24 protein-coding genes and 2 pseudogenes are annotated in these 22,748 nt (G+C 45.4%); 12 read left to right on the top strand and 14 right to left on the bottom strand.

Annotation, left to right across the window (positions count from 1 at the left end; all coding sequences use genetic code 11):
• Positions 1-3: 3 nt before the first annotated feature.
• Positions 4-593, bottom strand: a pseudogene (gene slmA, locus D908_RS0119470) (nucleoid occlusion factor SlmA).
• On the opposite strand from slmA, the gene D908_RS20490 reads away from it, so the two are divergent.
• Positions 549-689: a lipid A biosynthesis lauroyl acyltransferase gene (locus D908_RS20490; protein ID WP_080551398.1), complete on the top strand. Its 141-nt coding sequence runs from the start codon at positions 549-551 to the stop codon at positions 687-689. The pseudogene slmA and the gene D908_RS20490 sit on opposite strands and share 45 nt — an antisense overlap.
• A gap of 65 nt (positions 690-754) precedes the next feature.
• Here D908_RS20490 and coaBC read toward each other — a convergent pair whose 3' ends face one another.
• Positions 755-1,954 (bottom strand): bifunctional phosphopantothenoylcysteine decarboxylase/phosphopantothenate--cysteine ligase CoaBC, encoded by a 1,200-nt coding sequence (gene coaBC, locus D908_RS08320; RefSeq protein WP_005524904.1) that lies wholly within the window; start codon positions 1,952-1,954, stop codon positions 755-757.
• Positions 1,955-2,154: 200 nt separating this feature from the next.
• On the opposite strand from coaBC, the gene D908_RS08325 reads away from it, so the two are divergent.
• The 6 genes from D908_RS08325 to mutM all read left to right on the top strand — a co-directional run bounded on the left by D908_RS08325 (position 2,155) and on the right by mutM (position 6,815).
• The gene (locus D908_RS08325) at positions 2,155-3,834 is read left to right on the top strand and encodes a methyl-accepting chemotaxis protein (RefSeq protein WP_005524903.1); all 1,680 of its coding nucleotides are present in this window, start codon (positions 2,155-2,157) and stop codon (positions 3,832-3,834) included.
• A gap of 111 nt (positions 3,835-3,945) precedes the next feature.
• Positions 3,946-4,620 carry a RadC family protein gene (gene radC / locus D908_RS08330; RefSeq protein ID WP_001049290.1) on the top strand — a complete coding sequence of 225 codons (675 nt, stop codon included), beginning with the start codon at positions 3,946-3,948 and terminating at the stop codon, positions 4,618-4,620.
• Positions 4,621-4,914: 294 nt separating this feature from the next.
• Positions 4,915-5,151 carry a 50S ribosomal protein L28 gene (gene rpmB / locus D908_RS08335; protein ID WP_000091952.1) on the top strand — a complete coding sequence of 79 codons (237 nt, stop codon included), beginning with the start codon at positions 4,915-4,917 and terminating at the stop codon, positions 5,149-5,151.
• Between the two features lie 13 nt (positions 5,152-5,164).
• The gene (gene rpmG / locus D908_RS08340; protein WP_001051801.1) at positions 5,165-5,332 is read left to right on the top strand and encodes a 50S ribosomal protein L33; all 168 of its coding nucleotides are present in this window, start codon (positions 5,165-5,167) and stop codon (positions 5,330-5,332) included.
• 181 nt (positions 5,333-5,513) lie between these two features.
• The gene (locus tag D908_RS08345; protein WP_005524902.1) at positions 5,514-5,996 is read left to right on the top strand and encodes a hypothetical protein; all 483 of its coding nucleotides are present in this window, start codon (positions 5,514-5,516) and stop codon (positions 5,994-5,996) included.
• A gap of 9 nt (positions 5,997-6,005) precedes the next feature.
• Positions 6,006-6,815, top strand: coding sequence for a bifunctional DNA-formamidopyrimidine glycosylase/DNA-(apurinic or apyrimidinic site) lyase (gene mutM, locus D908_RS22555; protein WP_005524901.1), 810 nt, complete (start codon positions 6,006-6,008; stop codon positions 6,813-6,815).
• A 40-nt stretch (positions 6,816-6,855) separates the two neighbouring features.
• Here mutM and coaD read toward each other — a convergent pair.
• Positions 6,856-7,344, bottom strand: a pseudogene (gene coaD / locus D908_RS0119465) (pantetheine-phosphate adenylyltransferase); the annotation flags it as partial.
• 110 nt (positions 7,345-7,454) lie between these two features.
• On the opposite strand from coaD, the gene D908_RS08355 reads away from it, so the two are divergent.
• Positions 7,455-8,492 (top strand): glycosyltransferase family 9 protein, encoded by a 1,038-nt coding sequence (locus D908_RS08355; protein WP_005524897.1) that lies wholly within the window; start codon positions 7,455-7,457, stop codon positions 8,490-8,492.
• Positions 8,493-8,553: 61 nt separating this feature from the next.
• Here the strand turns inward: D908_RS08355 and D908_RS08360 are convergent, their stop codons facing one another.
• Both D908_RS08360 and D908_RS08365 read right to left on the bottom strand, forming a co-directional pair.
• Positions 8,554-9,333 carry a glycosyltransferase family 2 protein gene (locus D908_RS08360; RefSeq protein ID WP_005524885.1) on the bottom strand — a complete coding sequence of 260 codons (780 nt, stop codon included), beginning with the start codon at positions 9,331-9,333 and terminating at the stop codon, positions 8,554-8,556.
• A 68-nt stretch (positions 9,334-9,401) separates the two neighbouring features.
• Positions 9,402-10,469 (bottom strand): glycosyltransferase family 9 protein, encoded by a 1,068-nt coding sequence (locus D908_RS08365; protein WP_005524884.1) that lies wholly within the window; start codon positions 10,467-10,469, stop codon positions 9,402-9,404.
• A gap of 72 nt (positions 10,470-10,541) precedes the next feature.
• Here D908_RS08365 and D908_RS08370 point away from each other — a divergent pair, with 72 nt between their 5' ends.
• Positions 10,542-11,300, top strand: a complete 759-nt coding sequence (locus D908_RS08370; RefSeq protein WP_082320969.1) for a 3-deoxy-D-manno-octulosonic acid kinase — start codon at positions 10,542-10,544, stop codon at positions 11,298-11,300.
• Here the strand turns inward: D908_RS08370 and D908_RS08375 are convergent.
• From D908_RS08375 to waaF, 8 genes are read right to left on the bottom strand one after another with little or no spacing between them, the layout of a single operon-like run.
• The gene (locus D908_RS08375; protein ID WP_005524881.1) at positions 11,297-12,220 is read right to left on the bottom strand and encodes an LPS biosynthesis protein WavE; all 924 of its coding nucleotides are present in this window, start codon (positions 12,218-12,220) and stop codon (positions 11,297-11,299) included. The genes D908_RS08370 and D908_RS08375 overlap by 4 nt on opposite strands.
• Positions 12,217-12,960 (bottom strand): glycosyltransferase family 2 protein, encoded by a 744-nt coding sequence (locus D908_RS08380; RefSeq protein ID WP_005524879.1) that lies wholly within the window; start codon positions 12,958-12,960, stop codon positions 12,217-12,219. The genes D908_RS08375 and D908_RS08380 overlap by 4 nt, the downstream gene beginning before the upstream one ends.
• Positions 12,957-14,540 (bottom strand): glycosyltransferase family protein, encoded by a 1,584-nt coding sequence (locus tag D908_RS08385; protein ID WP_005524877.1) that lies wholly within the window; start codon positions 14,538-14,540, stop codon positions 12,957-12,959. Before D908_RS08385 ends, D908_RS08380 begins: the two co-directional genes overlap by 4 nt.
• Complete coding sequence (locus D908_RS08390; protein WP_000734013.1) at positions 14,531-14,911, bottom strand: HAD-IIIC family phosphatase; 381 nt, start codon at positions 14,909-14,911, stop codon at positions 14,531-14,533. The genes D908_RS08385 and D908_RS08390 overlap by 10 nt, the downstream gene beginning before the upstream one ends.
• Entirely contained in the window at positions 14,908-16,188 is a 1,281-nt protein-coding gene (gene waaA, locus D908_RS08395) for a lipid IV(A) 3-deoxy-D-manno-octulosonic acid transferase (protein WP_005524874.1), read from the bottom strand. Before waaA ends, D908_RS08390 begins: the two co-directional genes overlap by 4 nt.
• A complete protein-coding gene (locus D908_RS08400; RefSeq protein WP_005524873.1) occupies positions 16,188-16,970 on the bottom strand; it encodes a glycosyltransferase family 32 protein in 783 nt (260 codons plus the stop codon). Before D908_RS08400 ends, waaA begins: the two co-directional genes overlap by 1 nt.
• A 2-nt stretch (positions 16,971-16,972) precedes the next feature.
• Positions 16,973-18,022 carry a glycosyltransferase family 9 protein gene (locus D908_RS08405; protein ID WP_005524871.1) on the bottom strand — a complete coding sequence of 350 codons (1,050 nt, stop codon included), beginning with the start codon at positions 18,020-18,022 and terminating at the stop codon, positions 16,973-16,975.
• On the bottom strand, positions 18,019-19,056 hold the full coding sequence (gene waaF, locus D908_RS08410) for a lipopolysaccharide heptosyltransferase II (RefSeq protein WP_005524868.1): 1,038 nt from the start codon (positions 19,054-19,056) through the stop codon (positions 18,019-18,021). The genes D908_RS08405 and waaF overlap by 4 nt, the downstream gene beginning before the upstream one ends.
• A gap of 187 nt (positions 19,057-19,243) precedes the next feature.
• Between waaF and D908_RS08415 the strand changes: the two genes are divergently transcribed.
• From D908_RS08415 to D908_RS08420, 3 genes are all read left to right on the top strand, one after another.
• Complete coding sequence (locus tag D908_RS08415; protein ID WP_005524861.1) at positions 19,244-19,972, top strand: glycosyltransferase family 25 protein; 729 nt, start codon at positions 19,244-19,246, stop codon at positions 19,970-19,972.
• A gap of 532 nt (positions 19,973-20,504) precedes the next feature.
• Positions 20,505-21,197 (top strand): O-antigen ligase family protein, encoded by a 693-nt coding sequence (locus D908_RS0119460; RefSeq protein WP_032467615.1) that lies wholly within the window; start codon positions 20,505-20,507, stop codon positions 21,195-21,197.
• Positions 21,178-22,170, top strand: a complete 993-nt coding sequence (locus tag D908_RS08420; protein WP_005524859.1) for a hypothetical protein — start codon at positions 21,178-21,180, stop codon at positions 22,168-22,170. The genes D908_RS0119460 and D908_RS08420 overlap by 20 nt, the downstream gene beginning before the upstream one ends.
• Positions 22,171-22,181: 11 nt before the next feature.
• On the opposite strand, the gene D908_RS08425 is transcribed toward D908_RS08420, so the two are convergent.
• Positions 22,182-22,742, bottom strand: coding sequence for an acyltransferase (locus tag D908_RS08425; protein WP_005524858.1), 561 nt, complete (start codon positions 22,740-22,742; stop codon positions 22,182-22,184).
• Positions 22,743-22,748 lie beyond the last annotated feature (6 nt).

The raw sequence follows: 22,748 nt of genomic DNA, 5'->3' as shown, positions 1-22,748 counted from the left end.
TTCTCACTTAATCTGTGCACTCAGCAGTGCCCAGTACTCATCAAAATTGGCGGTCGGCAGATATTTGAAATCGGAACGCACGAAGCGGTTCAGACTGCCTTCCACCTGACCGAGCAATTGCGCGGCAAGAATGTTTTCATCGACCGGGAAGGATTTTCCTTCGCGGATTTTACGTTCGCGCAGAATTTGGCGCAAAGAAGTTTCAATGCGTTCAAACAACTGGTTGATGCGATCGCGCAAGCGTTCATTCTCAAACATTAAAGCATGTCCTGAGAGAATGCGTGTCAAGCCAGGGTTACGTTCTGCAAAGGCGAGCAAGAGTTGCATCACCAAACGAATGCGATTGAGCGTGTCTTTTTCTTCATCAAAGATACGGTTGATGCGCGACATCAGCGACTCTTCAATAAACTCAATCAGCCTTCAAACATACGAGCTTTGCTGGGGAAGTGGCGGTAGAGCGCTGCTTCTGAAACGCCAACCTGTTTGGCCAGTTTTGCGGTAGTAATGCGCGAAGCCCCTTCATTGGATTCAAGCATTTCTGCCAGAGCTTGCAGGATTTCTTCGCGTCGGTTGATTTTCTTATTGCCGGCCATGCCCCGTCTTTCCTTTTGGTTATCACTGCTGATGAACAAAAAATACGCCGCCGCAGCCAGAAAGTCTGCGACGGAGATGAAACCCTTCAAGTTTAACTAAGCTCAGAGGTTGTTCGAAGCGTGTTGATAAAAATGGTTGAAGTAGGTGGCGAAAATAGCACCTACATTTGGTCGTTAATTAATTGCATCACCGCGGTGGCGAGTGCTTCTTTACTGGTCAAAGGCAGGCTTTGTTGCCCGTCTTTCCAGAACACGCTCAAGGCGTTGTCGTTGCTGTTAAAGCCTTGTCCAGCAATCGATACGTCGTTGGCACAAATCATATCCAGATTTTTACGCACCAGTTTGCCACGCGCATAAGTCTCGACATCTTGCGTTTCTGCCGCAAAGCCAACGGTAAATGGTCGATCTTGTGTGAGAGCAGCGACTGACGCAACGATATCGGGATTTTTCACCATCTGAACGGTGAGCGTATCGTTGTCGCTGTTCTTTTTGATCTTCTGTTCAGCCACGGCTTGTGGGCGATAATCGGCTACGGCTGCGCAAGCAATAAAGATCTGGTGCGATGTGGCTTGTGCCATCACCGCGCTGTGCATCTCTAATGCGCTCTGCACATCAATACGATTGACGCCCATAGGGGTTGGCAAATGCACCGGACCGCTGACCAATGTGACTTCAGCACCGAGTTGCGCGGCCGCTTTGGCCAGCGCAAAGCCCATTTTTCCTGAGCTGTGATTGGTGATATAGCGTACGGGGTCAAGTGCTTCACGAGTTGGACCTGCGGTGATCAGCACACGTTTACCGAGCAGAATTTTCGGTGCGAAGAAGCTTTCGCAGCGTGCCACTAATTCCATCGGCTCCAACATACGGCCGGGGCCAACATCGCCACAGGCTTGTTCGCCCGCAGCGGGGCCCCAAATGGTGTAACCACGGCGTGTTAGAGTTTGTAGATTTTCTTGGGTAGCAATATTGCGATACATTTGTTGATTCATGGCCGGAGCAATCGCCACTGGGGCATTGGTGGCCAGAATCAGCGTGGTCAGCAAATCATTCCCCATCCCCGCGGCCATGCGCGCGATGAGATCGGCAGTGGCAGGAGCAAGCAGCACCAAATCCGCCCATTTGGCCAGTTCGATATGCCCCATTGAGGCTTCTGCGGCTGGGTCAAGCAAGCTATCAGAAACGGGACGTCCAGAAACGGCCTGTATGGTCAGCGGAGTAATGAATTCTTTGGCGGCGTGGGTCATGACCACTTGCACGGTCGCACCGCGCTCCACCAATCGACGAGTCAATTCTGCACACTTATACGCAGCGATGCCGCCGCTGATACCAAGCAGAATCTTTTTGCCTGCCAATGATTGCATTTGGGTTTGCATTTGGGATCCCTCAAAAATCTGCGCGCTATGTTAGCACAGCTCTCGCTAAATGTCGGAGTTGTGTCAGCGCCATACCATCATACGGAGTGTGAGTGGTCGAGCTGCAAAGCATCGCCCATTTCACAGACAATAGACCATGGATATGAGATAAGTAATTCACAAGACTAACAATAATGAAAGGGAACATTATGCTGTCTTCTCTACGAAGCCGTACCAAATTACTGTTGCTGACTGTGATACCGCTGATCATCATTACCGCATTGGTGATGGCAGTGAACTATCACAGCGGATTGTCCAGCTTACAAAAAGAGCTGGAAAACTACCGTACGGAACTGATTGATGCCAAGAAAAAAGAGCTGCAAGCCTATCTAATGATGGGTGTGACTGCGGTGAAACCTTTATATGAAAGTGATAAAGCGGGAGAAAACCAAGAGCAAGCCAAGCAAATCCTCAAAGCGATGCGTTTTGATAGTGATGGCTACTTCTTTGCTTACGATTCAAAAGGGGTAAATACCCTACACGCCATTAAACCTGAGCTGGAAGGCAAAAACCTGTACGGCATGAAAGATGAAAATGGCGTCGCGGTGATTGCAGGCTTAATTGATGCTTCAAAATCCGGTGATGGTTTCCTCTATTTCTCTTGGCATAAACCGACCATCAACGCCCAAGCTCCGAAGCTGGGGTACGCAGAATACCTACCGAAATGGGATTGGGTATTAGGCACGGGCATCTATATCGATGATGTGGATACGCAAGTCGCGGACTTTCGTGCGCAGCGTGAGGCGGATCTCTACGATCAAACGATCTCAGCGATCGGACTTTCTGTGGTGGGTTTAGTGCTGACTATCGTTGTCGTCAGTATGTTGGTATCACGCGGTATTACTCCGCTGCAGCATGTCGTGCGTTCATTGCAAGATGTGGCCGCCGGTGGCGGTGACTTAACCGCGCGCATTAAAGTCGAAAGCCAAGATGAGATTGGCGATGTGGCGAAAGCGTTTAACGCCTTTATGGATAAGCTGCACCCACTGATGACGGATATTCGAGCGTCGGCCAACAATGTTGAAATTGCCGCGCAGGATCTCGACAGGCAAACTTCGCAAGCCAGCCAGAAAATGGATGGTCACTGCATGGAAACCGACAAAGTGGTGGCCGCCGTCACCGAAATGAGTGCAACGGCGCGTGAAGTGGCGAGCAACACCTATTCCACGGCGCAAGCTATTGAATCAGCGAATAGTCAAATCGAGGTGGCGCAGAAAGAAGTCAATCTTGCGATTGACGGGATTGGCGAGTTGGTGAATGAAGTTAACCAAACCTCTGCGGCAGTGGGCGATCTCAGCCAACAGGCCGCGAAGATCACCCAAGTGCTCAAAGTGATCGGAGATATTGCTGAACAAACCAACTTACTGGCACTGAATGCAGCGATTGAAGCGGCTCGCGCTGGTGAACAAGGGCGCGGCTTTGCTGTGGTGGCTGATGAAGTCCGTTCTCTGGCGAGCCGTACCCAAAACAGCACCAAAGAGATTGGCGATATGCTTAATGCGCTACACCAAGGCGTCAGTAAAGCGGTTAACAGTATGAACATCAGCCAAGAACGTGGCGAGAAAACGGCTCTAGAATCGGTACAGATTAAAGAGAGTTTGGCGGGGATTTCTAAAGCGGTGAGCTTAATTCACGATATGGGCATTCAAACCGCTTCAGCTGCGGAGCAACAAAGCGCTGTGGCGGAAGACATCAATCAAAATCTGGTCGCGATTCAGCATATTGTGAATGAGCTCAGTGAAAGCTTTAAACAGACGGAAAGCGTGAGTGCGAGCTTATCGCATTCAGGACAACAGATGGGCGCTCTGGTTGGGCATTTTAAGCTTTAACCAACAGTGAAATTGCATCGCCACTTGAGGTGATTCGAAACTTTATCAGGGCCGCTTGCGGCCCTTTGTTTTCTCTGGCTTGTGTAAGCAAAACCGACCCAGAGAAAAGAAATGAACCTGAAAGATTTACCCGCCGAGTCCATGCCGCGCGAAAAATTGCTGCAACGCGGCCCACAATCGTTAAGTGATGCGGAGTTGTTAGCGATTTTCCTACGTACCGGAACCCAAGGCATGAACGTGTTGGCTTTGGCGGATCTGTTGCTGCGTGATTTTGGATCACTGCGCGCGCTGTTTTGTGCATCCAAAGAGCAGTTTTGTCGTCACAAAGGGTTGGGTGAAGCCAAATTTGTCCAGTTACAAGCGGTATTGGAGATGACCCAACGTTATCTCGGTGAAACCTTAAAGCGGGGTGACGCACTCACCAGTCCGCAGCAAACCAAACTCTATCTTTCCAGCATATTGCGCGATCGCCAGCGTGAAGCCTTCTATATATTATTTTTGGATAACCAGCACAGAGTGATCCGCGATGAAATTTTATTTGAAGGGACGATTGATGCCGCGAGTGTTTATCCAAGGGAAGTGGTCAAGCGAGCGCTGCACCACAATGCCGCTGCTGTGATACTGGCGCACAACCATCCTTCAGGGGTTGCTGAGCCAAGTCAAGCTGACCGAAGGATCACCGATCGGCTGCGTGATGCGCTGAGTTTAGTTGAGATTCGAGTGCTGGATCATTTCGTGGTTGGCGACGGGGAAGTGGTCTCTTTTGCTGAACGTGGCTGGATATAGCCAACACTTATGGTTTGCGGCATTTTTAAGCTTGTGAGTTGGCGAGAATCTGATAATATGCCCCGACATTTTTTAACCCTGATTCAGCTCGCACCGTAAAAAGATCAGCAAATCCTGCGAAAAGGATCTGTTCGGGTCTTGAGCAATGTGCGGCAAGTTAGTATAATGCGCGACCTTTGATAGCCTTGTATGGGTATTCCATAACGGTTTTTAACCTCAACTTCTTATTTTGGAAAGAGAGAGGTTCGGCCACCAAGGTTGATATCGAGCTGAAACGATTTGGAGAAGACATTCATGTCACGAGTATGCCAAGTAACTGGTAAGCGTCCTGCAGTTGGTAACAACCGCTCACACGCAAAAAATGCTACTAAGCGTCGTTTTCTGCCGAACCTACAAACTCATCGTTTCTGGGTAGAGAGCGAAAAACGTTTTGTTAAACTACGTCTAACTGCTAAAGGTATGCGTATCATCGACAAGAAAGGCATCGATGCTGTTCTTGTAGAGATCCGTGCACGTGGCGAAAACGTTTAAGAGGAATTGAGCAATGGCTAAAGGCATTCGCGAAAAAATCCGCCTAGTATCATCTGCAGGTACAGGTCACTTCTACACCACTGATAAGAACAAGCGCAATATGCCTGGCAAGTTCGAGATCAAGAAATATGATCCTGTAGTTCGCCAGCACGTTGTGTACAAAGAAGCAAAAATCAAGTAATTGATTTCGCTCTTGTTTACAGTGCGTGAAAAAACCCAGCCTTTGGTTGGGTTTTTTTCTATCTGCAATTTGAGTTTTTGGCCTCTGTAATTCAACGTGTTTTCTTAGGGAATTCGCTTCGCTAGGATCTCCCCGTACACTTTGCTACTCTCAAAACGTTTGCTTATCGCAAGGAGTGATTATGCGCGTTTCTCCCAATCGACGTCGCCGTTGGAACAACATACTGATCTTAGCTGTCATTGGTTTTATTGCTGTCATCAATTTACCGACAGTCATTAAAACCTATCTATTGCCTGAACCTTCTAGCCAGTTTCCAACCCTACTTCGAGCGGATGCCACCTTACAAGCGCTGAATTTCCCGCAGTTTTCTTTAGAAAAGAGCCGTGAAGAGTGGCTAGCAACGCCGGAATTGAGCATTGATGCTGAAGAATTGGTGAAGCGTTGGCAGTCCTTAACGGGTACGGAAGTGGATGAAGCCACTTATCGCTCATTACAACCGACACTGCCATCGCCAGAAACGATCGAAGTGTGGTACGCCGATCATGCAGAACCGCAAAGGATCACGGTTTATCAAACCTCGCAATTTTGGTTGCTGAAAAACTGGCAAGATCACTGGATTGCGGTCTCTGTTGAGACGAGTTATCTATTTCCTGCGCCATTGTAAGAGGTCAGTATGCCTGAGTTACCAGAAGTTGAAGTCAGTCGTTTAGGGGTTTCCCCTCATTTGGTTGGTGGCACGATTCAATCCCTAATATTGCGTACGCCCAAGTTGCGCTGGCCAATTCCACGAGAGCTTAAACAACTTGAAGGGCAGAAAATTCTCGCTATTCATCGTCGAGCTAAATATCTGATTATTGAAACAGCAGTCGGTAGTGCGATTGTTCATTTGGGCATGTCCGGCTCGCTGCGCATTTTGGATGGTGATTTTCCTGCGGCTAAACACGATCACGTGGATCTGGTGATGACCAGTGGTAAACGGCTGCGCTATAACGATCCGCGCCGCTTCGGGGCTTGGTTATGGTGTGCACCCGATGAGAGCCATGAAGTGCTCGGGCGTTTAGGGCCTGAGCCTCTGACCGAAGCATTTAATGCTGAATACATGGTCGATAAAGCACGCAATAAACGCATTGCAGTGAAAGCCTTCATTATGGACAACGCGGCGGTAGTGGGTGTGGGCAATATCTACGCCAATGAATCGCTGTTTACTTCACGCATCCATCCACTGCGCCCTGCCAATTCACTGAGTTTGGATGAGTGGCAAACCTTGGTGGCGAACATCAAACAAGTGCTGCAAGTAGCGATTAAGCAAGGTGGCACAACGCTGAAAGACTTTACCCAAAGTGATGGTAAACCAGGCTATTTTGCGCAAGAACTGCAAGTGTATGGCAAAGCAAAACAGCCTTGCCCCAATTGTGGTGAACCGCTTTGCGAGCAGAAAATTGCGCAGCGCAATACCTTTTTCTGTCCGCAGTGCCAGCATTGATGAAGGGATGCTGGTTTGCATCCCTTTGAAGTTTTAGATTTTTTTCCTTTTGATGCAGCGCTTCGGCAACTATGGATGGAACGAATTCATCGACATTGCCGCCGTGAATCGCGACTTCACGCACTATGGTTGAAGAGATAAACGCATGCTCTTCAGAAGGGGTAAGGAAAACGCTCTCCAACCCCGGCATCAAGCGGCGATACATATTGGTTAAGCCAAATTCGTATTCAAAATCGACCGTGGTACGTAAACCGCGGATCAGCACATTGGCCTTTTCCGTTTGCGCGAAATCGACGAGCAATCCTGAAAACCCTTTGGCGGTGACGTTATCCAAATGGGCAGTCACTTCACGTGCAAAACGCACACGTTCATCCAAGCTAAACATGGTGTTTTTGCTTGGGCTGGCCGCGATAGCGATGATCACCTCATCAAACATTTGTGCAGCACGCTCAACCAGATCCAGATGCCCGTTGGTGATGGGGTCAAAAGTGCCGGGGTAAATTACCCGGGAAAGACGTTTTTGGCTCACAATCCGTTACTCATCAATCAGGGAAGTGGCCTCATCCTAACAAAAAGCCTCACATTTACCTATGAAGTCGGTATGATGAGGACGCAAAATTTCACACCTTATCGAGCACAATGAAAAAGTTACTGGTTATTCGCAACGATAAAATTGGCGATTTTATGCTGGCTTGGCCAAGTTTCGCTATGCTGAAGGCTTCTCTGCCGGACTGTCACATTACTGCACTGGTTCCGAAGTATACCGCCGCACTGGCAGAGCTTTGTCCATGGATTGACGCGGTGATCATCGACCCCGGCCAACAGGCTGATAAGGCGCAGCATGAGCAACTGGTGCAAACACTTAAAGCACAGCAGTTTGATGCTTCTATCAACTTCTTTTCGACTATGTATAACGCGCTCTTGGTGTGGAAAGCACGTATTCCTTACCGTTTGGCTCCGGCGACGAAATTGGCACAGATTTTTTATCAGCACCGCATTAAGCAAAAGCGCTCGCAATCGGCCAAACCTGAATACGAATACAACCTCGATTTGGTACGCGCTTTTTTGCGCGATATTGGTCAGCCGATTATTGAACCGAACGCGCCGTATCTGACTTTTTCTGCCGAGCAATTGGCAGTGCAGCGCAGCAAACTCGCTGAGCAGTTAGACATTACTCCCGACAAAGCGTGGCTTTTTGTGCATGCTGGTAGTGGCGGTTCCGCGAATAATCTCTCCCTTGAGCAGTACTGTGAGTTAGTCACAGGAGTGATGGATGAGCACAAACAGGTGGTGCTCACCGCGGGGCCGGGTGAAGAAGAGAAAGCCGCTCAGTTGCAAAACTTGCTTGCTGAGCAAGGTGTTCGTGCGGCCTTATATACCAAAAATGATGGACTGGTGGATTTCACGCGCTCGCTGGCTTGCGCACAACTGTTTATAGCGGGTTCTACGGGGCCTTTGCATATTGCCGCGGCGTTGGATGTGCCGACCGTTGGATTTTTTCCGGCCAAGCGTTCTGCAACGCCACTGCGCTGGCGACCACTCAACTCGCAAGGTAAGCATATCGCTTTTTGTCCGCCGCCCGCAGATGACAAAGCGAACCAAGAGAACATGAGTCGGATTGATATTAAGGCCGTGTTGGCTGAACTTGCACCTTGGCTGCGTAGTGTGCAGCTTTAATCATTAAAAAAGGGAGCTGCGGCTCCCTTTGTCTTTCTTACTTTGCTCGATAGATATCCGCTTAGCGTTTGTAGTGCTCGTCATTATCACGTGCCCACAAGTCAGCGTATTTCACAAAGGTGGAGTGTGCGGAGAGCAGCGCAATCAAAAAACCCTGTTTTCCATCTAAAAAACCGCGCTTGAGCAGATACATTTTCAAAAAGCAGCCCAGAGCATGGACGATGCCTTGGGAAAGCGAAGCCTTCTTACCTTTTGCCTGACGCTGATCCGCCCACGCCTTGGCATAACCCGCGGATTTCACCAGATAGTGGTGCACATCGTTATAGGTGTAGTGAATCGCATCGCCCGCTAAAGTTTCGACTTTCATGCTTGGCTCAACGTGTACCTTTTCATGCACTAATGCGTCATTGTAGCGAGTCAGTTGAGTTGGGTAGAGGCGCAGCACGCGATCTGGATACCAACCGCTATGGCGGATAAAACGACCAAACACCCAACTCAAACGCGCGAATTGATACAAAGTATCGGGCTTATTGGCCGCAACAGCCTGCAAAATACTCTGTTTAAGCTCTGGAGTGACTCGCTCATCGGCGTCCAACCACAGTACATAATCGGACTGCACATAAGATTGAGCCAGTTGGCGTTGTGGGCCAAAGCCCGGCCATTGGGCATTAACGTAAAATTTTTCAGTATAACGACGTGCGACCTGTTCGGTTTCATCGTTACTACCAGAATCGAGCACCACGATTTCATCGACCCAGTCGTGCACGGTTTGTAAGCACTCATCCAGATGACGCGCTTCATTTTTTACTATCAATGCGACAGCAAGCGTTGGTTTATTCACGAAAAATCCTCGGTACGAACAAGCCTTGGGTACAAACAATGTTGACTACTATAACGGTAAATGATGTTTCAATCGATCGCCCGTGTTGCCGTGATGTCAGCAGATGCGCGCTCAAACATTGCAATCACTTGCTGTGCGGTGATGCGCTGCATCGCATTTGGATCTTTGACTCGCGTACGCCAATCAACCTGCTGCGGCGTTTTACCTGTTTCTGCTAGTAAGGCTTCTTCGTAAGCGGAAACTACATAATGGCGATAATGGTATGGGCCTGTACGCTCAGGATTATGGTGAGCGTACAGGCCAATGATTGGTGTGGCCATGGCGTTGGCCATATGTGCTGGTCCGGTATCGGGGGCGATCACCAAATCCGCTTTAGCGAGCAGCGCTAGCATCTGCTGTAGTGTACTTTTTCCCACCAAATTCAACACTGGGTGAGTGAGTGCTTGTTCAACTTGCGCGGCCAGATCTCGCTCGACTTGTGCTGGGCTACCCGCTAAGACAACTTGCCAGCCTTGTTGCTGCGCATGTTTAATGACGGCTGCATAGCCTTCAGCTGTCCAATTTTTATAAGCTTTGCTTGCTCCAGGCACAATCACCAAGCGAGGTTGCTCAGGTTGAAACTGCACCTCTGCCCAAGCCAGATCGTCAGGCTGGCAGGTAAGTGACCACTTGGGTTCAATATCGCTAATACCTAAATGTTCAACGAATGCCAACAAGCCATCTAATACGTGCATTTTGTCCGGTGAGGGAACTTTGACATTGGTAAACCAAGTTTGAAAATCTTGGCTGCGCGCCGCATCAAAACCCAGTTTGTAGCGCGCTTTGATCCCCAAAGTCGCAATACTGGCTCGGAAGGCATACTGCATGTGTAACAACGCATCAAAACGCTCTTGTTTTAAGGCTTGCCAGAGTTGGGTGTAAGCTCGCCATCCGAGTTTTTTATCAAACACTATGACCTGCATATCGGGCAGAGATTGGATAAGTTCTGCTTCTAGTTTACCCGTCACCCAAGTGATGCGTGTTTGCGGCCATTGGCATTGAATCGCTTGCACGGCAGCAATGGTATTACAGACATCACCAATCGCTGATAAACGCAGGATACAGAGGGAGTGTGGGGCTGATTGAAACAGTGCCATAGCCAAACCTATTCGATAATTGAGCCAGAATTATGCAGAGCTGACCAGAAAATGTAAAATGCAGCACGCTACATGCAGAGCAAAACTGCAAAACCACCGGATAACGATAGGAATCGCCCCTTGATACAGACGTTCAACGATGCTCAGCAGAAAATTTGGTTTGACGATGCGATTTTGCATGAAGATCCAAGTCAATGCTGTAACCCTGAGTTTTGGCAGCAAAATGGCAAAGTGCTCGGCAGCGCGACAGGGCGAGGCACCACGTGGTTTGTGCAGTTGCAACAGACACAAGGTGCGTTGCGTCATTATCGCCGCGGTGGTTTGTTTGGAAAGGTGGTGGCAGATTCCTACTGGTTCAGCGGATGGGAAAAGACCCGAAGCTATCAAGAGTTTATGCTGCTCAATCACTTGCGCGATGCTGGCGTTAACGTGCCGCGCCCGATTGCCGCTCGCGTACAAAAACACGGGCTGCTGTATAAAGCCGATCTCTTAAGTGAAAAAGTGCCGAATGCTCGCGATCTGGTGAGCATTTTACAAGAAAGCCCGATCAGCGATGAACTCTATCGTAAAATCGGACGTGAGATCCGCAAAATGCACGATGCGCAAGTCAACCATACCGATCTCAATATCCATAACATCTTGATTGATGACCAAGAGAAGGTATGGATTATTGATTTTGATAAGTGTTATCTAGACGCTAGTCGAACTTGGCAGCCGTCGAATTTAGAGAGATTAAAACGCTCATTTACCAAAGAAGTTGCTAAACGAGCAGTTAAATGGAATGAAATGGATTGGCAACCTTTAATGCAAGGTTACCAATTGGTCGATTAGGATTTGAGCCTACGTAAAAGCTTACCTTCTTGATAACGGTAACAGCGATATAAGCGTTTAACATCGAATGGGCTGTGAGTTTGCCCATTAAGATACAACCAATCCTTGAGATCATACTCAAGTGCCAAATTACCTCGTTTATAAAAACGCTCAGTGACGTCTAGCCCTATCTTCTCTGGGCAATCCATGAGTAAGTTATTGGCCATAAACTGTGGCCAAAAGTCTTCACCTAAGCCCGCATGATCGCAGGTTTTGCTCTCGATATGATGATCTGCACCGAGTAGTGCGGAGATCCAATTCAGACATAAAACTTGCTCTGTTGCTGGGTGGCGTGCTTTGTAGCCCTGCTTAAGCGTGAAGTGTAATTCTGGTATCCAGCGATCAGACCAAATGGTTAGGAGATCTTGGGTCAGGCCAAAGTCAAACAGATCGCTTTTATGAAAATGTACCGGATGCCCATAGTGGCTCGAAATAAAAAACGTGCTGCTGGTGAGCACTCGCTGAGTCAAAAATTGATAATTCTGCGCTTTGGGTAGATCGGCATATTGTTCATACAGCTCAACAAATTGGCGACCCGTTAGCAGGTTATCGGTACGTAGCTTAACTGCATAAGGCGTTTTTACCGCTTTCAGCCCCATGTGAGTGCTGTACATCTGACGGTTATTATTAAGTTTGAGCGGCTGACCGTCATAAAAAACGGTATTTGCGCCGGGATCATCCAATTCCAACACTTGGTCGTAATCGAGCCCATCAAGAGGCTGTCCTTTCCAAGTCGACAGAATGATGGTCGATTTAGGAAAAAAGCGGCGTATGGAGTTCAAACACTGCTCTGTGATGCTCGCGATTTGCTGACGACTGGCGCTTGCTTGCACCGGCCCCTGCACAACAAAGGTGATCGCTTCATCATCAATCTTGATCATGGTTGTGGCTGCCTCAAAAAGTCAGTGTACTCATCTGGTACGCCACAAAAAATGACCTCATGGCGGGCAATCAAGTGGTAGTGAATATTCAACCCTTTTTGAATGAGCAGGTTGTAGAGTGGCGCAATGTATAGCTCGCCTCGCTCCCATTCTTGGCTCGGTCTGGCAACGTATTCGCGATATGCCTCCAAGTAATCCTCTTTACGATTGAAGTGATAAAGCCCGGTACTACAGAGATCGGAAATCGGATTTTTCTCGGCTGTCTGAATCACTTTGGTGCTGCCAGCATGTTCTGGTTTGGCGAAAGACCAGTTGTCACCACCGCCCTGAAACACTTCTAGGTAGCCATCGCTGTGCTGGCTAATGCCAGGGAATACAAAATTCGGACGGAATGTGTCGATGTTAAACACCGTGATCGAGCCTTGATAGTCCACGCCCTGTTTTGCGAGTTCTTCTAACCCCAAAGTCACCGTTTCTGCTTGGCCACGAGTTTCTGCATGCAATTCAGCGATGTAAAATTGTTTAATGCCAAGCTGAGTGGCTTTTTCGCGCACAAACGCCGCAGTGTCGTAAACATTACGCACAATAAACAGAAACGGAGTGCTAGCAAAATAGGTGGCAAAGCTGTTGACCGAGTGTTCAAACAGGGTTTGACCATGGGCTTCAAGCATATATTTGGGCTGGGTATAACCGGCTTTAAAGAAGCGAGAACTCATTCCCGCCATTGGGATCACAATCATTGATCAAGCCTCAATAAAATTTGGTGGAGACGAAATGCATTAGCAAATAGAGCATCTTGGCGGCGACGATCATCGGCATGCAAAGGTAACATGGATAGGAATAGTTGAATTTGCATCGCGTAGAGATTTTTCGCCGTGAGTCCGAAGGTTTGTTCAATCAGTTCGATAAAACCTTGTTGCGTCTCTTTATGATGGCTCTGCTCTGCAATCTTTAATTCGATCGCGTTACCGCAAATCTCAACATGGTAGTAACCAGCAATAATCCAGTCATACAAACCAAGAATCGAATGACTCAGCTTGGCTAAATCGTAGCGGATATCACCATACAGTGTTTTCTGCCCGTCAGGCGTCATCCCTCTAGGGTCAATCGTCTTAATTTTGTTGGCTCGGAAGTCATACAAAATGTTGCTAAAGCAAAAATCACCGTGCAAGACCCCTAACAAGGGTACCTCATCAGGCAAATGTTTTTGGCTATCACGCAGAATTTGCGCGAGCGAAACATCTTGTCCCGCAAACTGCCATTGATCTTCTAAAGTGATGTGTCGCGATGCACAGAATTCATTGAGGCGTAGATCGGTTTTATTGGCAAACAGTATGTCGAGAGTATTGATGGGAGCATTCGGCTCGACAGCTTGCTCAAGGCATAGGCTTAAAAACTCCACCGCGCTGGATAAGATTTTCTGCCAGATTTGGCTCGGTAATCTGGAAAAAACGAATAACTCGTTCAGTGCTGTTAGGTAGAGATATTCTAAGCGATAAGATATTTTCCCCTCGCTGTTTTGGCTGCCTAAATATTGTGGAATGAAGCCACGCATCGCCATTGGCAGATTGTCAAACCAGTAAGCTTCAGCGGCGATTTTTTGGTTTTTGATGCTCGACTTTTCAATCCATTTAGCGGTTATGGTCAGCTCATTAAAGGCGCGTTGGGTGGTGAATTCGGCTTTGGAGTGATAGTAAGTATTCACATGGCCAAAATCGAGCCAACCGATGGAATTGACCGCACTTAAGCCTACGCTTTTATGATAGCGATTGAGGCCAGAAATAAACTTCCATTCACTCTGTGTGATACAACGAACCAGTTCTCGTGGGCGGCTGAATTTGAAGTAGCCATCGATAATTCGCTGACTTTCGTGACTCATGGGCGTATTGGCATCTTGTAGCCAATCGACGTCATCATTAGTTAATACGGCCCAGTTATAGCTGTCTTTTGCGGTGGAAACGCTGACTATATCATCGCCAACCGGCAGTTGGTTAAATAGCGTATCACCGTAGAGGATGTGCAGCGGTGCATTGAGTGAGTGCCCACTAATATTGAGTGCTGCCACCAGTGATGCCCCTAAGCTGAGTCCATCTGGTGTAGCGATAATTGTCACCTGATGTTGTTCAAGCCATTGGAGGTCGATCTCTGAAACCACATAAGACTCAGGCAAAGATAGATAGACTTTTACGCCTTGTGGTGCCAAAGCGACTTGATGCTGAAACAGGCGACGATTGCCTAACGGCAGAAAACTCGGAGGAATACGCCCAAATTCAGATTCCAACTCTTGGCCAACATAGGCACCAGACATAATTAGGAACATGATTTTTCCTTCTCAAAGAGTTGGTGGATCTCTTCCAAACTCATCGAGGCAAATTCGGAAGGGCGCACGGCACGATCATCAATGTAAAAGCCATCGTGTCCACACCAAGGTTTACCCACTAAAATTTCATCATAAGGCACTTGGTGTTTATCCAGCCACTCAGTAATGATAGGAAGCGTGTGGATATTGATTTTGCCGACATTACCTTCATAAGTGCGCATATTACGCGCCGTCGAAATCACAATCTCAAACCCTTGTTGGTGGTACTCGCGAAGCTGTTCAATCACATCAAGCCGAGGTAGCACGTTACGATAATCTGAAGTATTGGCTTGGGTGAGAGTGCCGTCGAGGTCGACGATCAATTTTTTCATTGGACGAATTCCTTAGTAAAACCTAATTCGATCAAGGTGTTTTCGAGAGCCCCACGATTTTGCATCACAATCTCTAACGCATTTTTTCCGCATTGCTGCCGTTCTTGAACATCAGCAAACCAATGGTTCACCTGCTTGACAATGGTTTCTGGTTGGTCAGCAATCACACAGGCATGTGCATTCATGAGTGCGTGGGTGATATCGGTAAAGTTGTAAAAGCTAGGGCCTGTAATGATGGGTTTTGCCAGTGCAGCAGGTTCAAGCAAATTATGCCCGCCGACTTTTTTACCCACTAAACTGCCACCCATAAAACACACATCAGAAGCGCCGAGTAATACCAGCATCTCGCCCATGGTATCGCCGAGATACACTTGAGTGTCGGAGGTTATGATTTGTTGGCTGCTACGAGTTTGCACTGAAAATAGGCTGGCTGCGAGCTTATGCACCGCCGCAAAACGTTCAGGATGGCGCGGCACTAAAATCAACAAAGCATTAGGATGCTGCTTGAGGATTTCTTGATGTGCCGCAAGCACGATTTCATCTTCGCCTTGATGTGTGCTGGCGGCTATCCAGATTGGGCGATGTTTACCTAAAGCCGTTCTGAGCGCTTCACCTTGAGCAATCACGTCATCAGTGAGGGCGATATCAAACTTAATCGAACCGGTGATTTTGATTTTTTTCTCAGCCATACCGAGCTGAATAAACCGCTGTGCATCGTCTGCGAATTGACACAACACTAGGCTGAGATGCTTCGTCATGCCGTTAAAAAATGGGCGAATTCGCTGATAACCGCGATAGGATTTTTCCGAAAGTCGTGCATTCACGAGTGTAATCGGCAAACCTGCTTTGGCAACGGTGTGTAGAGTATTTGGCCACAGTTCTGTTTCCACGATGATCAATTGGCAAGGTCGGACACGATGCAAAAAGCCTCTTACTGCAAACGAAAAATCAATCGGGGTATAGCGATGCTCAACCCAATCCGCCAATTTTTCCGCTTGTTCAGCACCCGTCGGGGTCGTGGTAGTCAGCAGAATCGGTGTATTCGGTGAACGCTGCTTAATCTGTTTAATCAGTGGCGTTACGGCTAAGGTTTCACCCACCGAAGCGGCATGGATCCAAATCGGTGGGATTGCAGTTTTTAGTTGTGGGGTAATGCCGAAATGCTCTTTCCAACGTTTTCCGACACTGGGTTTCCCCTGCCTACGGCGATAGAGGCCATACAGTAAAAACGGCGCAGCTAAAGTGAGTAAAAATGTATAAAGCGTACGAAGCAGCATTATTTTTTCACGAGATCTTCGGGGTTGATGTGTGTCCACTTGCCACGAGGTTTATCAATGTACTGGAAGTGTTCATTGGTAAAGGTGCCCTGAATACATACGTATTTACGGTCTTGAGTGTGAATCACCGCTTTAGCTGACAAGATGTTATTGAGTACCGTTGGTCCTGTGGAGTGATACACCCCCATCGAAGGCTCGTAGTGATTCACGTTATAAACTACCTGTTCAATAGTCGCTTGTAGATCCGGATTGTTTGGTGCTGTGGCAATGAAATAGTTGGTGATCTCGGTATTATTTTTAATGCGAATATACAGCTCTTGTGAGTCGCCGAGCAGCTTATCGAGCGGCCATACCAGTGTGGCATCAATATCCATATACACACCACCATAGGTATTGAGTACCACTAAACGCCATAAGTCAGCTTGGGCTGCGCCGTTAGTGAGGCGAGAGTAAGCATCATAAACTTCTGGTGACGCATGTTCTTTTAAGAACTCACCACGTGCTTCGGTACTCACATAGCGATAGTCACAGCTGAGCGACATGAGACGGTTAAACAGATAGTTAAGGTAAACCGGTAATGAAGCTTGATCGGTGAAGTTGGTTTGCCAAATAGTGTGTGGAATGGTGGCATTGGCGCGCATTTTTAGCTTAGCTGGTGAGTAAGCGGGAATCGTAAAACGCAGCTTTGGAAACACCCAATGAAACGGGTAAGAGAGCATTTTAAATAGGTTGCCAGTCAGACGAATCAGTCGGTTGGCGATCAATACGGTTACTTTGCTCATATTCATTGTTCCTGTGTGTTTTTGGCTGCCGCCAAGCGCATTTTTAACGTTGCGTCGATCGCTGAGGTAATTTGCTCAGTAGACGGTTTTTCACCATTCGCATTCATCACGATAGTATGCGCTTCATAGAGAGGTGTGTAGCGAAAGGGAACCGTAGCATAAAAAATTCCCACCGTTGGTGTGTGAGTTGATATTGCCACGTTTCGGATGCCCGTATCGGGAGCAATCACCAGAGTCGCTTTCGCAATGAAGGTGACTAAGTCATCAAGAGGCAAACATGGTTGAATCGTTAACGAGCCATTGTCGGCTAGGTCTTGTAGGTACTCACCTTTTTCAAACTCATTTTTTCCTTCTAGAAAGACATGTTTCACATTCGGTTGTTGCTGAATGGTTTGCTCAATCACAGCCCGCATTTCAGGCTTAGTTAAAATTTTTCGCAGCTGGGAGGCACCACTGAAATAGACGATATACGGATCGGCATGATCGCAGATCTGCCTATTATCAGGGTAAGCAAAATCAAGCGGATAACTCGGGTTGTGGCCAAGAATTTTCAGCATATCGAGCATGCATTCCACTTCCGGTTGAAAATCAGAGCGAAAGACTGCCAAGTTATACAAAGTGCCACATAAAAAGGGTTTGTAAGGAAAGCCCACTTTGAGTTTCGCTTTAGTCAGCAATGTCATCCAGTAAGAGCGATTCGTACCAGCCACATCAAAGATAATGTCTTGTGCTTCCAGTTGGTTATAGTCTTGCCATTTTTGCTTGAGTGACAGCTGTTTTGAATCATCGCGGCTTTTCATTATTACTGTTTTGTCCGCTAGCTCAGAGGGGGTTCCATAGAGGTAGTTTGACACGGTGACCAAGGTGATTTCGGCATTAGGAAAGAACTTTCTAGCTTCAACTAAAAAGGGGCGCACAATGACTTGGTCACCAAGCGCTGCATGACGAATGACAGCGATTTTCTTAACTTCTAGAGGGTTAAAATGGTCATTTAAGTATTGGCGTGCCGCTTTCGAAGCATAAGCACCTTTTTCAAACCAGAGGTGTTTCATGAATCTTTTCCAATAAATTTATCTAAAGCTTTAATGACTTGTGTAGGTTTGAGTTGATTTAAGCAATTTAAATGTTCTAACGGACAAACTCGTTTAAAGCACGGACGACATTCGATCTCTGTATGTACGACTGCCAGTTTATCCGTCAGTGGTGGCGTATATTTGGGAGAGCTTGAACCATAAATTGCAACAATGTTACAACCAACAGCGGCTGAAACGTGCATTAAACCAGAATCGTTACTGACCACAGTATGGCAAGCTGCAAGCAGATCAACGGCTTCGATGAGGGAGGTTTCGCCGGCGAGATTGGCGCAGTATTCTCGCTGCTCTTCACTTAAAACCTGTTGAATTTGGGTGGTGACGGAGTGATCTTTTGCTGAGCCAAAAAGCCATACTTGAAAACCTTGCTCAATAGCATAACGAGCGACTTCAGCGTAGTAATGATCAGGCCAGCGTTTCGCGGGGCCAAATTCTGCACCAGGACAGAGTCCAATGACGGGACGCGATGAGACTAAGCTGAGTCGCTGTCGAGCGGCTTGCTGCGCGATGGCGTCGATGACGAGTTTAGGTCTTGGGCAATGTGCTAACGAAACATCGGCAAGCATCGTGGCTTTTGGGTGAGCCAACGCAACATACCTTTCCACCATATATTGGAAAACACGCTTATCTGGGCGCAAATCATTGAGCAAACCATAGCGGAATTCACCTTTCCAGCCGGTACGTTTTGGAATGTTAGCAAACCACGGGATCAAGGCTGATTTAGCTGAATTAGGCAGCACAATGGCATGGGTATACCGATTATCGCGCAGCTCACACCCAATAGCGCGGCGCCCAAGCAGATTGAAAGCACCATGACCGATAGTCATTTCAATCGCATGATTTACCTCAGGCATACGTTCCAAAATTGGCTTACACCAAGCAGGAGCTAATACGTCAATCTGTGCATCAGGGTGCTGCTGTTTGAGGCGCTGGTACAAGCTTTGTGACATGACCATATCGCCAACCCAAGAAGGGCCAATAACAAGAATTTTCATTTGCCTACAATGCTCTCATCAATTCGCCGTGAGAATAGCATACTGGTATAAAGATGATAACCTGCCTGTTGTTAAAGCCATGCCTATCAAATTGATTGCTGTAGACAAAAACGTTCTAACTTAAATACAAATATGCTCTAATTACCCCATACTGAAGTAATGAGAAGAACAACACTGGATTTCAAAAATGAAAATCTTTGTGATTAGCCTCAAACGCTCTCCAGAAAGGAGAGAGAACATTAAGAGACAATTTGATGTTCTGGGATTAGAGTTTGAGTTTTTTGATGCTGTCGATGGAAGAGTTGAACCCCCACATCCTCTGTTTTCTAACTATAACTACTTTAAGCGGTTATGGTTGACGAGTGGTCGAATGCCATCCAAAGGCGAGTTAGGCTGCTATGCTAGCCATTATCTACTCTGGGATAAATGTGTAAAACTTAATGAATCTATTTTAGTGATTGAAGATGATGCAGCAATAAATAGCAAGTTAGTAGATCTCTTCGCTACGATAGAGAGGAAAGTACATGAGTATGGTTTTTTGAGATTAGAACCAGAGACGGAGAGGTGTCAGCTTTTTACTAAAGAAGATAACGGTAGTTATCAGATAGCCTTTATGAGTAATAATTTTGGGGGGACACGTTCATATGCAATCTCTCCTAATGCTGCTAATAAGCTATTATTAGGCTCTAAACAGTGGTGCATGCCAGTAGATAACTATATAGGCTCGTTGTATATACATCATATGCCATCTTATTTATTTAAACCTTACGTTGTTGAAAACCCAGAGGACTTTGGAACTACCATCCAATTAGATGAAGAGGCTGAAGCTAAGTGGTTTCGAAAACCAATACGTGAGTTCTATTCAGTTTATCGAAAGCTTGCAATGTATTTCCACAATAAAAAAATAATTTTATGAAAAGTAGAGTTCAAAAGGCCTGGATTGATATTGAAGATTTAATCATATACTCACCATTTTTTGTTGTGTTTTTGATTATATTTAATGTGCCGGATTCTAAGTATTTTGCATCTAGGTTGATACTTATCTCTGCTCTGTATTGTGCAGTGCGGTTTTATCCATTATGGAAGACTGAGTTTAGAGAAAAAAGAACCATAATTATCTCGGCATTTTTATTCTGTTGTTATTTTTATTTGATGCAGCTATTTAATGAAGGGAATTCGGATTTTCCTCGGGCTATATTACATTCATTGATTTATTTTATTTTCTTACCTTTGGAACGATTTAGGAGAAATTGGTTTTTTTATTTATTAACAATGTCTTCAGTATCAATCGGTATAGGTTCTTTTTACCAAGTTTATTTTTTAGGAGTCGAGAGGGCGGGCTTGTTCTCCATAAATCCGATACCATATTCTTATTTTTCTGGAATTTGTATGATTTTTTATCATATATTTTCATAAGGAAGGAGAATAAAAATCTATCAACATGGCTAATGTTTTTTTTCGGTTTTTTTCTGGCATTCTCTTCAATTATTCTAACTCAAACACGAGCAACTCTACTTGCGATGTTAGTTGTGTTTATTTTTTCTACTTTATATTCTGTAATAAAATCTCCATCAAAAATAAAGTTTTTTAGTATTCTTATTGGCTATATTTTGCTTCCTCTAGCGTTGTGGAATATACCAATGGTAGAGCAAAGAATAAGTGATGCTGTAGAACAAATTCATAATTATGAGCATGATGATTATAGTTCATCATCGGGAGTTCGCATAAAATTATGGGAATCTGGATTAGATATTGCCTCTGAGCATATCATTTTTGGTACAGATAGAAGTTTGGTTAGGTCTATTTCATCAGAAAAAATTGCCAACAAAAAATATCCAGATTACTTAAGCGAGTTCTTGATACATCCGAATGCGAACTTTCATAATCAATATATTCAAGCGTTAGTCGATAGCGGAATGTTTGGGTTGGTTTTTATACTGATTTTTATTGCGTGTCCATTTTTTTGCGGAATGGAATATAAAAATTATCATACCAAACTTTTTGGGATGTCTCTTGTGATATTTACTGGAGTATGCTTATGGTTTGATTCATTATTTTTATACAACCACACTGTGATTTTATATAGTTTAATTATTATAAGTTTATTTTGGATTAGGTTTGATGAAAAAGAATCACTATAGAGTGGCATTACAGTTTTTTGGCCACCTAAGAAGTTATCGTAAAACACTTCCCTACCAAATAGCACATATTATTTCTGAATATAATTGTGATATATTTATTCATACTTGGGAAACAGAAGAGCATAATGATCCAACATGGCATAAATCAGCGCTAGAAAATGAGTCTATAAGTATAACTAGTCGTCAGGATTTGATCGAATGTTACCACCCTGTGGCATTAGAAATTGAAGATAATTCAATTGTTGTGCAGCAAGGTTATTTTAATGGAAACAATAATATTCTTTTACGTTCAATGAAAGCTATGTTCCATTCCCAGCAAAAGGTGAACAAGCTTAGAAGAGAGTATTCATTAACTCATTCTATTGATTATGATTTCGTTATTACACTAAGACCTGATGTCATGCCATTGTGTAGGTTGAATTTGGATGATTATATTCAAGAATTTGAGTTTGCAGAACATGTATGTATTCACTTTTCTAATGGTGCACATCAACACTCACAGGTAAATAAAAAAATATACACTCCTCTTGCATCTGATATATTTTATATTAGTACACCTCAGACGATAGACAATATATTTAATGATAACACCGATTTTTTTAATCGATTTTATATTGATTTTAACAAGGTTAATATTGGTGGAATTAGTGCTCCTGAGGCAAGCTTTAATGAGATGTTATTACAGTGTGGGGTAATCTCTCGATTTTATGAATTCCCATACGCAGTAGTCAGAACTACTGGAAATAACCATTTGAAAGTTAGTTTTGAGTCAATTGGAAAGTTTGAGCAAAAAATTGATATGCCAACCTATCTACAGGGCCTTGATGGGAAAGAAAAAAAATCATCCATGTATAAGCTTTTTTCTAAGCTGAGTAACGAAAGAATAGGAAAAATTCAAAAAGAAATTGATCGTTTCAAGCGGCAGTTAGATACTTTTTCTGATTGGTTAAAGCAGATTAAAGAATCTCGCTGAAGGCTAACTTATCAATAAGTTAGTTTTTCCTCCCAGTTGATGTTGTTTTGAATAACTTTGGCTGGGTTACCAACAGCAATAACATTTGTTTCTATTGATTTTGTGAGTGTTGAGTTTATCCCCACTATAGAGTCGTTACCAATGTGAACACCTTTTAATATGGTAACGTTATCTGCTAACCATACATGCGGTCCGATATAAATACTTTTAGCCGGATTAATTCGTTTTCCATCACGTAAAATATCATGGCCATCACTGGTCATCAGTTTTACATTGCGCGAAAACATGCATTCTTTACCAATCAATAATTTTGTTTCAGATTCTCGGCATGATAAAAAACAATTCTCGCCAATTACGCAGTTTTCACCAATTTCTAAGAGGCAATTATTGCCATTGAGCTCGATAGATACACCTTTTAAGTTTGCGCCATCATGAATAATAAGTTGATTATTTTCTCCATTAACATAAATGTCACAATAACGAATGCGAGTGTTTTTACCTATTTGAATGCTATTGTTGGGTTTTACCCGAATTTTATTACGTAATTTTGCAATCAAACTAAAGCCTGCCATCTGCAA

The sequence above is a fragment of the Vibrio mimicus CAIM 602 genome, assembly GCF_000338875.1.
GTDB classification, from domain to species: domain Bacteria; phylum Pseudomonadota; class Gammaproteobacteria; order Enterobacterales; family Vibrionaceae; genus Vibrio; species Vibrio mimicus.
This window is presented reverse-complemented; position numbering and strand designations above follow the sequence as displayed.